General features: G+C 46.0%; 11 protein-coding genes and 1 pseudogene. 4 read left to right on the top strand and 8 right to left on the bottom strand.

Features of this window, described 5'->3' with window-relative positions:
- Positions 1 to 383: 383 nt before the first annotated feature.
- Entirely contained in the window at positions 384 to 1,742 is a 1,359-nt protein-coding gene (locus tag GWP43_RS07215) for an SUMF1/EgtB/PvdO family nonheme iron enzyme (protein ID WP_230977584.1), read from the top strand.
- A gap of 27 nt (positions 1,743 to 1,769) precedes the next feature.
- Here GWP43_RS07215 and GWP43_RS07210 read toward each other — a convergent pair whose 3' ends face one another.
- A complete protein-coding gene (locus GWP43_RS07210; protein WP_162663602.1) occupies positions 1,770 to 2,249 on the bottom strand; it encodes a hypothetical protein in 480 nt (159 codons plus the stop codon).
- A 202-nt stretch (positions 2,250 to 2,451) separates the two neighbouring features.
- Here GWP43_RS07210 and GWP43_RS07205 point away from each other — a divergent pair.
- Positions 2,452 to 2,682, top strand: a pseudogene (locus GWP43_RS07205) (hypothetical protein); the annotation flags it as partial.
- A 247-nt stretch (positions 2,683 to 2,929) separates the two neighbouring features.
- Here the strand turns inward: GWP43_RS07205 and GWP43_RS07200 are convergent.
- The 5 genes from GWP43_RS07200 to GWP43_RS07180 all read right to left on the bottom strand — a co-directional run bounded on the left by GWP43_RS07200 (position 2,930) and on the right by GWP43_RS07180 (position 9,499).
- Complete coding sequence (locus GWP43_RS07200; RefSeq protein ID WP_230977583.1) at positions 2,930 to 4,576, bottom strand: 6-hydroxymethylpterin diphosphokinase MptE-like protein; 1,647 nt, start codon at positions 4,574 to 4,576, stop codon at positions 2,930 to 2,932.
- A gap of 128 nt (positions 4,577 to 4,704) precedes the next feature.
- Positions 4,705 to 6,240, bottom strand: a complete 1,536-nt coding sequence (locus GWP43_RS07195) for a peptidyl-prolyl cis-trans isomerase (RefSeq protein WP_162663601.1) — start codon at positions 6,238 to 6,240, stop codon at positions 4,705 to 4,707.
- Positions 6,241 to 6,382: 142 nt separating this feature from the next.
- Positions 6,383 to 7,309, bottom strand: a complete 927-nt coding sequence (gene miaA, locus GWP43_RS07190; protein WP_162663600.1) for a tRNA (adenosine(37)-N6)-dimethylallyltransferase MiaA — start codon at positions 7,307 to 7,309, stop codon at positions 6,383 to 6,385.
- Positions 7,296 to 8,252, bottom strand: coding sequence for a nucleoside triphosphate pyrophosphohydrolase (mazG, locus tag GWP43_RS07185; RefSeq protein WP_162663599.1), 957 nt, complete (start codon positions 8,250 to 8,252; stop codon positions 7,296 to 7,298). The genes miaA and mazG overlap by 14 nt, the downstream gene beginning before the upstream one ends.
- The gene (locus GWP43_RS07180; RefSeq protein WP_162663598.1) at positions 8,249 to 9,499 is read right to left on the bottom strand and encodes a class I SAM-dependent methyltransferase; all 1,251 of its coding nucleotides are present in this window, start codon (positions 9,497 to 9,499) and stop codon (positions 8,249 to 8,251) included. Before GWP43_RS07180 ends, mazG begins: the two co-directional genes overlap by 4 nt.
- Positions 9,500 to 9,668: 169 nt before the next feature.
- On the opposite strand from GWP43_RS07180, the gene GWP43_RS07175 reads away from it, so the two are divergent.
- Together GWP43_RS07175 and GWP43_RS07170 are read left to right on the top strand one after the other, a co-directional pair.
- A complete protein-coding gene (locus GWP43_RS07175; RefSeq protein WP_162663597.1) occupies positions 9,669 to 11,744 on the top strand; it encodes a methyl-accepting chemotaxis protein in 2,076 nt (691 codons plus the stop codon).
- 80 nt (positions 11,745 to 11,824) lie between these two features.
- Entirely contained in the window at positions 11,825 to 12,763 is a 939-nt protein-coding gene (locus tag GWP43_RS07170; RefSeq protein WP_162663596.1) for an AEC family transporter, read from the top strand.
- A gap of 11 nt (positions 12,764 to 12,774) precedes the next feature.
- Here the strand turns inward: GWP43_RS07170 and sdaAA are convergent, their stop codons facing one another.
- The gene (gene sdaAA / locus GWP43_RS07165; protein ID WP_162663595.1) at positions 12,775 to 13,713 is read right to left on the bottom strand and encodes an L-serine ammonia-lyase, iron-sulfur-dependent, subunit alpha; all 939 of its coding nucleotides are present in this window, start codon (positions 13,711 to 13,713) and stop codon (positions 12,775 to 12,777) included.
- A 12-nt stretch (positions 13,714 to 13,725) separates the two neighbouring features.
- Positions 13,726 to 14,289 (bottom strand): L-serine ammonia-lyase, iron-sulfur-dependent subunit beta, encoded by a 564-nt coding sequence (gene sdaAB, locus GWP43_RS07160; protein WP_230977582.1) that lies wholly within the window; start codon positions 14,287 to 14,289, stop codon positions 13,726 to 13,728.
- Between the last annotated feature and the right edge of the window lie 219 nt (positions 14,290 to 14,508).

Genomic DNA, 14,508 nt, shown 5'->3' with positions numbered 1-14,508 from the left:
GCAACCGTGCTGTTAGGCTTTTTTATTTTAAACCGCAAAGGGCGCTAAGTATGCGGAGAAAGATAGAGAGGAGAGTTGATAAGGATATTCCTTCTAAAACCTTACCATTTTCTGCGAGCTTCGCGGGCGCATTAAGAAAAAGAACTGCAAAGCACATTCCCTATTCCCAAGATTCAAGTATAAATTTTGTACCACATAATTACACATTATGCATTATAAATTATCCATTATTTTCAGCATTTTATCGTCGAAGCCGTCCGGCCGTGTGGTTTGATTCAGGGTAAACGGAGCCGTAATTGGTAATTTGTAATAGGTAATGGATGCAAGGCATAAGCGAAGCCTTTGGCGCTTTGAGGCAAAATAATATATAGAGGAGAAATTTTATGGAAGGAAAGAACAAAAAGACAAAAGTCTTTAAATGGGCAGCAGTGTTGATGCTTGCTGCAATGGCCTTGTTTACCGGATGTCCGAATAAGATAACGGTTAAACCGGAAACGTTTGCAGTAACGTTTAGCGCCGGGGAACACGGTACGCTTAAAGCAAAGGCGGAAGGCATAGCGGAAACGGAGACGAGCCCTATAACCATTGAACAGGGTAAAACAGTAACCTTTAGGGCGACGCCTGATTCAGGCTACAGGGTAAAGGGCTGGATGCGTGATGGAGAAGCCGTAAACGGCACGAACGCTTTCTATTCGTTTACCGTTATAAAAGGCGTCGAGGTTAAGGTGAGCTTTGAAAGCAACAGCGTCCCGCCTACACCGCCTTCCGGCAATTTTGTAACGATAAGTCCGCCTGCAGCGGGGATTACCGGTAAAGATCCGACATATACATTGCCGGGAACGCAAGATCATTGGAAAGGCGTATTCCGCGAAGGGCGGAAGGTAAAATTGAGCCCTTATAAGCTTGGCAAAACGGAAGTGCCGTATGAGGTATGGTATGAGGTGAGGACATGGGCAGAAACTAAAGGCTACACCTTTGCAAACAAGGGTCTCGAAGGTTGGGACGGCTCAGGCGGCGGCGGAGGTAGTTATCCTAATTATACAAATATCGGCAAGTCTCCTACAGCGAATAAAAATCATCCTGTAACAATGATAAGCTGGCGAGACTGTATTGTATGGTGCAATGCGTATACCCAGAAAATCAAAGGGGAAGGGGAATGCGTCTACCGCAAAAAGGACGATCATACCGTCGTATTAAAAGACGCAATGAAGGGTAGTGAGTGTGATGATGCGTATGCCGATATGAGTAAAAAAGGCTTTAGACTGCCGACGGAAGCGGAATGGGAGTATGCAGCTCGGTGGCAGGGAAGCGACAACACCAATGCTGAGAAATACGGAGAAGTATGGCTTACCAAACTGAACAGCGCGAGCGGAGCGAAAGCTAACTGGAATAATGCGGCTGAGACAAAAGCGGTTGCGTGGTATCGTGATAATACTATAGACTATAAGACCCATCCTGTAGGGGAAAAACGGAAGAATGCACTAGGCTTACACGATATGAGCGGGAATGTATGGGAATGGTGTTTTGATGGGTATGATGCTAATCCTAGAGCAAATGATGCTGCTTATACATCCGGCGGATTTGTAGTTGACCCGCAGGGTGCTGGTTCCGGTTCTATCCGCATCGAACGCGGTGGCGGCGTGCACGACTACGCGGAGAGCTGCGTCGTCGGTTGGCGGGGCAACAGCAGCCCTGGCTACGTCAGCGTCGATCTTGGCTTTCGTGTGGCTTGTCGCCCCTGATGAAAAATGTACATCCGTGTACATTTTTCATCGACGAGTTTGAGGCGAAGCCTCAAACGTCGCTGTTGCGTGGAACCAGCGGCATCCATGCCGCTTTTGCCTGTGAGGTTGAGCAGCTACGGGCTGTTGAGCAGTGTACGTCCGTGTACACTGCTCAACGATAAGTTTTTCTAGCGAAAAACTTACTACTGTTTGGAACCACCACCATCCGTGGCGGTATGCGGCGAAACCGAACCGGCAAAATGTGTTGTGAGGTGCAGTATAGGTTTGAAAGTAAGTTAAAGCGGCACCGAGTAGCCGCTTTAGCGGCTCGAAAATTTTTTGACTAAAAAACGGTAGGGACATTAATAAGGTGCTGCTTCCGGTGATGACCGCGTCATACGCGGCGGCAGCTGGTACAATCTCGCGGGGGACTGCGTCGTCGGTAGACGGCTCGACGGCCCCGACATCAGCCTCGACTTTCTTGGGTTTCGTGTGGCTATGTCCAAGAATTGACGTCCTTGTCAATTCTTGGACGCGAGTTTTTGCTTACGCAAAAACGTCGCTGCTGCGTAGAACCTCCGCCATCCATTGCGGTACTGAAATGACTTTTGAAAATAGATGGTGCAGATACAAGAAGTTAGGCAAAAAAGTACCGCAGGCGTATTTTAATACGTTGAGGACACTTTTTTGCCGTACGACGCAGTAGATGCGCCGTATATTTTCAAAAAAGGAGGTAATCAATATCTTAGTAGCTGAATATGACTATGATACTGACATTGCCGTACAGCGAGCAGAAGCAGGCAGAATAGCTTTTGCGGAGGGCAGAGAGCAAGGAATATCGCAAGGTTCCCACCAGGCAAAGCTCGAAACTGCAAAATTATTAAAACAGCTTGGCGATTCTGTACAAAAGATCATGCAGGTTACCGGATTAAGCAAAGCGGATGTAGAAGGAGCCTGAAAGCGAAGCTTTCCATATTTTATAGAACGCCATATTACACTTGAGAATTATCGTTTTTTAAGACACCGAATGGGACGAAGCAGAGTATACTCTGCATATTACCCGTGTGTTGGTGTACGTCGCAATCAGCCGGTGCAGAACGTATTGTAATAGGATTTTGTAATTAAAAACGACCCTGTCATAAATTCTGTGTAAATGACAGCTTAGCTTGCTTCGTTTCTTTAGCCATTTTTGCATCCATCCTTTGTTAGCCGAGAATCTTCAGCAGATACCGCAGCTCGATACCTGCCCGCTTTAGAAAACCGAGGTCAAGCGAATAGCCCCGTGCTGCATCGGGGAAGTGGCTGTACAGATAGTCGCGCACTGAAAAGAGTTGTTCCATCATGTGTTCCGATATCGAGCGCTTGCCCTGTAAATGGTCATTCAGCATAGTCAACGCTTCGGCTTCACGGGCAAGATAGCCGGAGAGCGCTTCATATCGTTCGTTTGCAGTGTCTGATTCACAAACGGAATCAAAAAAAGTATCGGCTGCATTTGTCTGTGAGCAACCGGTTCCGATAGCTGTACTGTCCGCATCCGAGGCACAGGCATCGGTAAGTATCCGCTCCGCTTCAGTTATATCAGCCTGCCGGCCGTTCAAAAAGCAGCCTTCCGTTCCAATGTCGATAACCCGCTCATTTCCGGAGAAGGCATGGCGGTACAGTTCCGCATAGCCGGATAGTACCGGAGTTGTCCAATAGGAAACCCCTTTCTTTCCGACAATACGCTGCATACCGGTAGAGAGACTGAGCTTATACGGCGATTCGGTACGGTTTATTTCCGCAAAGAGTTTTTTTATAGGGCTGCTTCCGGCGGCATGGGTAAGACCGTTTTGCCATGCAAAATCCAAGCCGGTATGCAGTACGGGCAGGTGAGGGGCGCCCAGCGCTAAAGCAAGCTGTAGTGCTGTCAATCCTACCGATCCCATCGGCGGAAGAATAAGCGGCTGCAGCGTTTGATAGAGATGTTCCAAATACTTCAGCCGTGCGTACTCGGTGCAAAAAAAGTGTACACTTCCGCCGCATGCTTGCAGCGCACGGGGGGAAGCCGTCAGATCGGCAAAGACCGGTATGCCGTATTTGCGCAAGCCGATGAACGCCGAATCAATCCAGTACTGCGATTCCACCAATACGATTGCGTCAGGTCGAATATCGGGTAACAGTGCTGCGGCTGCGGCATCCACCGTAAGCAAAAAAAAAGAATTTCTATTCTTGATGATAAAATCTCGTGCAGTATCCAGCGAAGGACCGGCACCTACAACCAAAAGAGGCTTGCGGATACGCTCATCGCCGGTGAGCAACTGGAAATTCCTCTTACTCGATGGCGCCTCCCACGCAGATGATTCCGCTGGGGAACTCTCCGGCGATCTTACGAGTGATCTCGTCAGCGATCCCGTCATTTGTCTCGCCGGTGATTTTGCAAGCGATCTCGCAAGCGAGAGGAGGTTGCGGAACGTATTATGTGCGTAATTCCTGCCGAGATGCATCAGCGTTATCCGGTTTTTCCAAAACCGTGAAATAACCTCATCGGCATACAAACGCACTTCATCATAAAAGACTTGATTGAGCTGTACCCCGCCTGAACAGGAAAGCACAAGACACTTTTTAAAGGGAAACAACGGCAAGGATTCTATCTTTTTCAGCACCTCTGCAACCGAATCCGTCCGGATATAAGAAAATCGCTGCTGTGCAAACGGAGAGAAATCACAATGATCGAGCGAGAACCGCATCAGCATTTGATCGCATTCCAGCGCGAGAATATAGGAAGAAGCCGGTAGCTTTTCCGTCAATTCTTTAAGTCCGTAGCCCAGTACCGGCGAAAGGCAGAGTATTAATGTAGAATTGGGTATCTGCAACGATGCAATCTGCGCTATAATGGCTGCTTGAGGATTGTATTTTGAATAGAGATATTTATTTCGATATAAAACGGAAAAGCCCCTGCTTGTTTGTATTAGCAGAGGCTTTTCATCTTTGTTGTCGCTAATCAATCTTTTTGGTTGAATACCGCATTAAAATTGTCGGTAAAGTTTTTGCTGTTTAAGACAAAATCAATAAAAGTCTGCTGTCCCCATGAAAGTTGTTGATAGGCAAGCATGGCGAGTGGGTATTCGTAATACCAAACCGATGCGAACTGTCGATATGAGTTCGCAATATTATTTTGTGTCTCTTCCGAGCTGTTTTTTTCTTCATCGAGCTGCAAAACCAGTACGTTTGCCCCCAGCAAAATCGGATCCGAAATTTCCCCCTGCTTAAGTGCAAAGGCTTTTTTAAAGAAGGTTTCATTCCGTACACCGGCCGTAAAGAAACTATCCGACTGATAAGAAATTTGCGGTAAGATAGCGGCATTACCGTAGTTCAGTGTTATCGGGTTGCTTGTCTGTACAACCAAGTCGTTTATGGAAGCTTCATGCGCAAATCCGCCGATTTTTGCTGCTTCGATAAAGGTTTTTGCCTTTTGCTCAAGGTAATCTTCGATAATACCTCGTTCATTCGATTTCATATAGGAAAGTACACGATCTTGCGTTTCAGGTAGCGTAAAATCGGCAGCTTTAGCCGGAGCGGTGCATTTTACGATCGCATATCCTGATGAAGTTTTAACGACAGGACTCATTTCATCGACTCCGAGTTTAAGTACGGTATCAAGATCCTTTGATTCGGGGAATGTCCGGTTTACCGTTGTTCGGTATGGAGATAACAGTTTTCCGTTAGCATCGGTACCCATTTTGGTAGAATTTGTTACCACCGCATCTTCAAACGTGATCTCTCCTTTTTGGAGTGCTTGAGCGGTTTTATTTGCATCCTCTTGAGAGGCAAAGGTCAACATTAGTAAGTTATGCTCTGCAAACATCTCCGCGTGTTCTTCGCCATACGCACGAATTTTATCTTGAGGAAATTGACTTTCTTCAAATACGACATATTTAAAAATGCGCTCTTTTTCTGCCATCTTCTGCACAAAAGCTGTTTCCGCAGAGCTCGTTTTTAGCCCGAATATATTATCATAGGTGCCGAAGTTATCTTCGATATATCGTTGTGCGGTAAGATAATCGATTACTTGCCGCCTATTGGCAAGACGCTGCTGTTCCGATGTCCGATTGTATAATTTTTCAGAATAAGCGCCTGTTGAGTCAGTATAAAAGGAAATAAGCGCTTTATTGATATTTTTATTCGGCAGATAAAAACCTGCATTCAGGGCTTCTTCTCGCGCAGCAAGCTGAATCATGGAAGAATTAAATGCGGTTCGCATAATCTGCCGTTCTATAAATTCCTGCTGAGCTTTGTTATTATTGTCATTTCTTAGATATCCGCGTAGTTCGGCAGATCGATGAAGCTGTTGGTATTCCCTGAAAAAAAGTCCGTCAGCCGTATAGTCAAGCTGTTTATTTTTCCATTTACCGATCATTGTTTTTGAACCGTCGTTCGATTGCCCACCTGCGGCCGGAACAAAAACAAACGCGATTACTGAAAATACCAGAATAATAATACTTCCGATTGCTAAAGTATTTTTTTTGAAGCCTGCCATAGTTTTGTTTCCTTAATTATAGATTTTCTCTATTTAATTTTTAATATTCTTACTTTTTAGATTTATAGTAGATAACTGTACCAACTTGACCGCGAAATGTCAATCACCGGGTTACTGTTGGGCATTTAGCAAAATGTGTGGTTCAATTTACCGGCTCAATCTTTGAAATACCTTCTGCTGTCAGCTGAGCCGCCTTGTTGCCGTCAATCCATTCTATTTCGATGCCGTTCCGCTCCATGCGCCGGAACCATGTTTCCTGCCGTTTTGCAAATTGTCCGATTGCCCGATAGAGCTGCTCGATATAGGCTTCTTTACTTTCGATTTTCCCCTGCAGATACTGCGCCGTAAAGCGGTATTCCAAACCGAGGCTTTCGAGCCGCTCCCACGAATAGCCCTGCGCATGGATTTGTTCGGTTTCTTCTATCATACCGGCATCGATGCGGGCAATGAGACGGCGGCGGATACGTTCGCGTAAGGCACTGCGCTCAAACGAAATACCGTAGATTTTCGGCTTGATAGGCGGCACCGCATGCAGATGCGCGGCGGCGGATTCGGGATGCTCCTGCCGGTAACGGGCAATTTCGATAGCGCGGACAAGGCGGTCGGGCTGTTCCAAGTCGGTTTTATTGTGAATATCCGGCTTGAGCGCTATGAGCATAGCTTGCAGCTCCGGCAGTGTTTTTGTAGCCAGCGCTTCACGCAATGCGGGATCTTCGGGCACGGGGATGAGCTCATAGCCGCGAAGGATGGCGTCGAGATACAGCCCCGTCCCCCCTGCGATAATCGGCAAGGTACCTTTTTCAACGAGCTGCGGAAAGATGCGGTACACCTCCTGCTGAAAATGAAAGACCGTAAACTCGCAGCTTAAATCGCAGACATCGATAAGGTGGTAGGGAATGCTGCCGTATTCCTGCAAATCCTTCCCTGTGCCCAAATCGAGCCCGCGGTATACTTGCCGTGAATCTGAGGAGATGATTTCCCCGTGTTTCGCTTGCGCAAGTTTGACGGCAAGCGCCGTTTTTCCCGTTGCCGTAGCGCCTAATACTACGGCGCAATTATAGTGCGGCATTATCGTTACTGCATGGGGCGGAAGAACTTTGCGCTTCCATGCGCTTGGCTTCTTCCCAAAAGCCGTCCATCTGGGTTAAGGTTTCGTGGGAGCACGGGATACCGGATTCTGCCATGCGTTTTTCGACAAAGCGGAAGCGGCGTTCAAACTTTGCATTGGTACGGCCGAGCGCAATTGCGGGGTCGATATGTAAATGCCGCGCGGTGTTCACCAAACTGAACAGTAAGTCTCCGAATTCCGCTTCCGCTTCTTCATGCGTGCCGTGCGCAAGCGCTTCCGTAAATTCCGCAAGTTCTTCTTCCGTTTTTTTCTGCGGTCCGTCCGCCGTATCCCAGTCAAAGCCTTTTTTCGCCGCCCGTTTTTGCAGTTTGTATGCGCGGGTGAGCGGCGGAAAGGTTTTCGGAATAGAATCCAGTGCGGAGACGCTTGCACGGCCTTCTACGGTATCCTTGATAGTATCCCATTGCGCAAGCACTTTTTCCGCCGTAACCGGCTTTTTTGCATCGTCGGGGTCAGGAAAGCCTGCCGTTTGTCCGAATACGTGGGGATGCCGCCTGATCAGTTTTTCGTTGAGCTCGTCGATCATCTTCGCGACGGAAAAAGCTCCCTCCTGCTCAAACATATACGCAATCATTACGATGTTTAAAAGCACATCGCCGAGTTCTTCCGCCGCATGGACGGCTTTCGCGCTGTCCGCGGAGGCTTCTTCCAGCGCCTCAATTGTTTCATACGTTTCTTCAAGGAGCGTTGAACGCAGCGTCATCGGAGTTTGCTCGATGTCCCACGGACAGCCGCCCGGCGCCCGCAGCCGTTTAATCGTGGTAAAGAGTGCAGCGAATGCTTCTGCAGCGGCTGTTGTTTCCGGCTGCGCCGCTATCGCCGCAGTATGGGGATGAACGGCTGAGTCTTGTTCGTTTTTGCCGGTATTGTTGGGTTGTATCATAAGTTCTCCTGTTGTTTTGCCGGAATCATATCCTTCAATAGCTGTTCCAGAGTCGGTTCGATGCAAAAGCTTTCTTTGATGCGGCGGTATTGCCGGAGCGCTGTTTCTTTCAGCCGTTCCGCTTGGCCGGCGCTTTGTGTTTTTTTTACCGCATGGATCAGGATATTTTTAGGGGTATGTTCCGTTTCGATAAATTCCATAATCTGCACGGTATAGCCGCAGGCTTGTAAAAGGAGCGCCCGCACAGTGTCGGTTAAAAGCGATGCAAACCGCTCGGTGATAATGCCGTGCTCCATAAAGGGGAGCATCAAGTGATCTTCCGTGCGGAACGTTTCTTTTCGGGTTTTAAGCTGGGCATACAGTTCATGCTGGCAGCACGGAACTGCAAAGATAATCGGTACCTGCGCGTGGACAGCTTGAGCAAGCGCTAAATCGGTCGCCGTATTGCAGGCATGGAGGCATACCATCATTCCGGTACCGTCCGGCAGCGGATGGTCGCCGATGTTCCCTTCCGCAAAGTCCAAATTCGTGTAGCCGCACCGTTTTGCCAGCGCGGAACAGTGTTCGATAACCTCGGTCTTTAAATCCAACCCGTGAATCCGTACCGGAAGCGCTTGCCGTTCATGCAGATAATAATAAAGCGCAAAACTCAAATAGGCCTTGCCGCAGCCGAAATCGGTAATGGAAAAAGGCTTGCCGGAACGGGCAACCGTATCCCGTATAAAGGGTTCAACCCCGGCGATAAATTCGAGGTATTTATTGATTTGCCTAAACTTATGGTATTTTTGCTTTAAGACGGAGCCTTCCGCATTCATCACTCCCTGTTCGATTAAGAACGCAAGCGGTGTTCCTTCGGGAATAAGATAGTTCTTTATCTTGTTGTGCCCGCCGCAGTTGTTTTCCGTGAGCGGAGCGGAGCAGGATATCCGCTTGGTCAGGGCGATGGTTCCCTTGTTGTTCTGTAAAAAAAAGAGCTGTTCTTTTTGACCGCGGCATTCCGCAGCTTTAAAACGGGTAAAATATTCCGCTATTGTGCCGGATAATGCCTCCGGTTCAATCGTTTTCTGAAATGCTTGCTTGTTTTTGACGGTTTCCAGCTGATACGCGGCCTTCCCTTTTATCGTGATATGCCGAAGCCGTGCCTTTGCCTCGTCGATTCCCTTGCGCGGGCGGGAAAACGAAAGCTGTATAATGGAAGTATTCAGGCATTCTTGCGCCGCCTGATCAGGCGTATAGATGGTACTCATAGATGGTGAGGCATTGTATCAAAAAATATGGAGTAAAACAACAAATCGAGCACAGGGTACATATATTGATGCGTTTACCTTGTGTGCAATGCGCTATCTAGCTATAAAAATGAAAATACGGTACACTTATCAGACATCTAAATTTTCTTTACTATGCTGGAGAGACCCTATGAAAATACGGACATCAGTTAACTTATTTCTGGTAACAACTCTTATTATTGCTGTCTGTGGTGCCTTGGCTTTTAGCGTTATACAAGCGAGGACATATATTGAAAGTAATTTTTATAAGACCGTACCGTTTATGTTGGATGCTTCGTCTTCCGAATTACAGACGAATCTTGCTGTTGGGTTAGCGATTTCACAAGATTTAGCGGAAGAGCCTTATTTGATAGATTGGTTTGAGAATTATGAAAAAGATAATGAAAACCGTGTTAAAGTTACCGAAAAACTTATTAAGCTTAGCGAAGATGAACAATTTTCCACCTGCTTTGCTGCTTCAAAATTAACCGGCAGTTATTATGTTGTCGATAATAATAAACAGATAAAAAAAGATGTACTCACCGAAGCTGTTGATGATTGGTTTTTTTCTATGATGAAAAGGCCACAGACGTTATTTTATAATGTTGATTATAATAGGACACTCCATAAAACCAATTTTTGGTTTAATGTTAAAATTTTTAATACAGCCGGAGAAGCGATCGGTTTTGCCGGCATGGCAGTTAATTTACAACAAGCCGCAGCTAAAATAAATAACTCATTACCTAGTCCGCAATCATGGATTGGTATCATTGACAATACCGATACAATATCGTTATGTTCAAATGCTGATTTCACTAATAAGAAAATCAATACCGTTGTAGGAACACTTTCCGATTTAATAGGATATGACGGGCTTCAATACTATGAAGATGCTTCGCTCGGTAGGGTCGTCGTTGTCAAAAAACAGCTCGCAGATTTACCTTATTCTACTATCATGGCAGTTCCTATAAAAGATTTTATACCGCCTATCCTTCCGATTTTAGGGTATTCTGTTTTATGGACAGCAGTTCTTTTAATACTTATGATCGCGGTTAATCAGTTTATGCTCCGCTACTTATTCGGCCGATTTATTAAACTCCATACTATTTTTAATAAAGTTGCAGAAGGAGATTTTACCGTTCAGGCTGTAGTACATTCCGACGAACTCGGGTCTATTGCACTATCGATGAATAATGCAATAGAAAAAATCCGTACTTCTTTTTTGGTTATCGCGGAAACGGCAAATAGCATGAAAGCTGTCAGCCAGACATTGTCTACACGTATGATAGATTCTACCGAGGCACTTAATCAGATAACAGGAAATATTGAAAGTGTAAAAGATAGAGTAATGGTGCAGCATACGGAAGTTAATGAAACAGCAGCGAAGATAGATGCTATTACTGAAACTATTTCAAGCCTTGATTCTCACATCGGGGCTCAAGCCCAAAGTATTTCCGGTTCATCACTGTCAATTGGAGAAATCGTCAAAAATATCCAGGCTGTACAGGAAAGGGCTGAAAAAAACCTACAATCGATTAAAACCCTTGAAAAAACAACCCATACAGGTAAAGAAACCGTTGCTATGGTTGTTGAGGTAACAAAAGTAGTGACGGAGCAATCTGAAGGCCTTCTTGATGCCATTACAGTTATTCAAAATACGGCAAGTCAAACAAACCTTCTTGCGATGAATGCGGCGATTGAGGCAGCTCATGCGGGAGAAGCGGGGAAGGGCTTTGCGGTCGTCGCCGATGAGATACGGAAGTTGGCAGAGGAATCGGGCGCCCAAGGTACGAGTATTACGAAAGTTTTGGAGGAGCTTAAACATAAAATCGAGAGCCTTAACGGTGCCGGACCTCTGGTAGCAGAGCAGTTCGAAAAAATCAGTGCTATGATGGACTTTATCTATCGACAGGAAGATGGCATGATCCGTACAATGAAGGAACAAATGCATGACGGTGAAGAAGTCTTGAATGTGATGAATGGAATGAATACCATAACCTCAAAGGTAAAAGCAGATTCAGAGGAGATTCTAACCGAAGCCGCCGATATTTCCACCGGTATCCAAAAGCTTGCCAATCTTTCAGAGATTATTACACAAAGTATGGCAGAAATGGCGACGGGGATCGCAGAAGTTAACAACGCCATGAAAGAAGTAAATACTATCGCAATGAATAATCAAAAAAATGTGGCAAGCGTTACCGGAGAAATCGGAAAGTTCAGGGTATAAGGAGGCAGTCCATCAAAGTGCCTAATTTAGGTAAACAGGCACTTTGATAATTCAAAATCGGTATCGTAAGAGGAGCATACATGGGGAGTTTCTTTATAGCATTTAATGCAGTCATACCGGTCGTCCTCTTAGTCGGTTTCGGTTATTTCCTTAAACGACAAGGTTATTTCAGCAAGGCAACGATTACTCCGTTAAATAAGTTATGCTTTGACTTACTCTTACCAATCGTAACATTTAATAATATCAGGAAGATAAATTTAAACGAAGTTTTCGATTTGCGGTTCGTTCTGTATGCCGCAGGAAGTATTTTAGCTGCTATTTTCCTACTCGTTGTTATCGTCCCTCTTTTCGAAAAAGATAAAAAGAAACAAGGCGTTATTATACAGGGAATATTTAGAAGTAATTTTGTGATGCTCGGTATTCCTCTTTCTTCCTATATTGCAGGGGAAAATAGTGCAGCGTTGGCATCGATGCTTGTTATGGTTATTGTTCCCATTTTTAATGCTGCTGCTGTTGTTATATTTTCAATCTATGGTGGATGCACTGTCAATAAAAAGAAATTAGTATCGGATGTATTGAGGAATCACATGGTCATTGCATCTGGTTTAGGGATTATTATGTCTTTGGTGCATCCTCCTATTCCGCATTTTTTAGATAAGTCATTGACGGATATCGGAAAAATGGGAGGTGTATTTCCAATTATTGTACTAGGCGCAATGCTGGACTTTTCAAAAGTTTCAGCAAATTTTAAAAATCTGTCAATCACTGTTGCGGGCAAACTCATCGGTATGCCATTGATCTTTATTACGCTAGCCATTTATCTTGGATTTCGAACCAATGAGATTGTGGCGCTCATTGCTCTTTACGGTTCTCCTACAGCCGTTATTTCAGCAGTTATGGCTGAACAACTCGGCTGTGATCATGAACTTGCCGCTCAAGTCGTTATTTTCTCGACGATAGTGTCGTGTATTACCATTTTCGGGATTGTCTTTGTATTGAGCTTTTTGAAGGTAATATAAGGCCATCCGTATTAACTGCCGCATGATCCACATGAGCCACAAGTACTGCACGGATTGCCGGTAAGTGGTGACCGCGTACCAAATACCTGCCGTTCAAAGGCCTGGCCAGTCGGTGTTATTGCTAAACCTCCTTGGGCAGTTTCACGTAGCGCTGCCGGAAGTCCGTCGCCAACCCGCTTGAGGGACTCGATGGTTTCGTCAACAGGAATTGCGCTTTTAATACCTGCAAGTGCTAGTTCCGCAGCGGTGAAGGCAAGTGTGACGCCGGAGGCATTCCGTTTAATGCAGGGGATTTCTACAAGGCCGGCAACGGGGTCGCACACTAGTCCCAAGATGCACTTGATTGCTATTGCGACAGCATGCGCTGCCATCTCCGGTGTGCCGCCTAAAAGTTCTACAATGCAGGCAGCTGCCATCGCAGAAGCAGTGCCACACTCAGCCTGGCAGCCACCTGACGCACCGGCAATTGATGCTTTGTTTGCTACCACCATACCGATAGCTCCGGCGGTAAATAGGGACAGTACCGCTTCTTCCCGCGGAACGCCGCGCGTTTTTAGCAAAGAACCCAATGCACCGGGGAGGATTCCACAGGAGCCGGCCGTTGGGGTTGCAACAATTTTCCCCATCGCGGCATTTATTTCAGATACTGCCATCGCCATCTGGATGGCGTTTGATATAAGGTCTCCGCAGAGATGTTTGCCTTCTGCAATCGTCTGTTTTAACCGATATGCATCTCCCCCTGTTAATCCACTTGTAGATTTAACTCCCGGTTTACTGCCATTTTCAATTGCCTCTAGCATGACTGTCAAGTTTTCTTCCATCCGCTTGACCAGTGCTTCTTCCGGCAGTTCAAGCTGTGCCGCTTGATCTTCTAATACAATCTCCCTGATACGCTTATGCTGCGCTTCCGCTGTTTTATATAATTCGTTAACTGATTCATAACTAAGCATATAGGACTCCATTTAGAACGGTCTAACAAAAATCACCTTTGTAACACCGGGTATTTTTTCAATAGTCGTTTGCAAGTCTTCTCCAAGGGAGCGTCCATCGATCTGTAATGTCATAATTGCCGTCCCCCCCTTTTTGTCCCGTGCAAGATTGAATTTGTAGACATTAAGTTTATACTGCGCCATCACTGCCGTTACGGCAGCAATCATCCCCGGAATATCATTGTGTACGACAATAATCGTTGGAGATTGGCCGGTAATTTTTACTTCTCTACCGTCTATTTGGGTAATAACAATGTTGCCGCCCCCGATGGACGCTCCTTGAACACACACTGTTTTTCCGTTTGCATCGGTTAGGGTGATTTCTGCTGTATTCGGATGGGCATTGAGGATAACGGTTGGCTCGAAAGTAATGGCAAGCCCCGTTTCTTTGGCAATTTGCAAGCTTTTTCTGATACGCTCATCATCGGTCTGCATTCCCATAATCCCTGCCGCAAGTGCACGATCGGTTCCGTGTCCTTTGTAAGTCTGCGCAAAAGAGCCATGCAGTCTGATATATGCTTTTACTGCAGGGGGCACCCAACAGTAGCCTGCTCATTAAACCAATCCGCACCGCCCCTGCGGTATGGGAGCTGGAGGGTCCGATCATGATAGGACCGATTATATCAAATACATTCATTGTATCATCCTTCTTTTGTTTCTTAAACCTGTTCGACAACGCAGTTATTGGACAGGTCTATTATAACCGAGAATATATAATAAAAAAAAAGATAAGTAATTCATAATTAGAAATCGCAG

The sequence above is a fragment of the Treponema vincentii genome, assembly GCF_010365865.1.
Lineage (GTDB): Bacteria > Spirochaetota > Spirochaetia > Treponematales > Treponemataceae > Treponema.
Note: the sequence above shows the minus strand (reverse complement) of the source record. Positions and strands in the feature narration are given on the sequence as shown.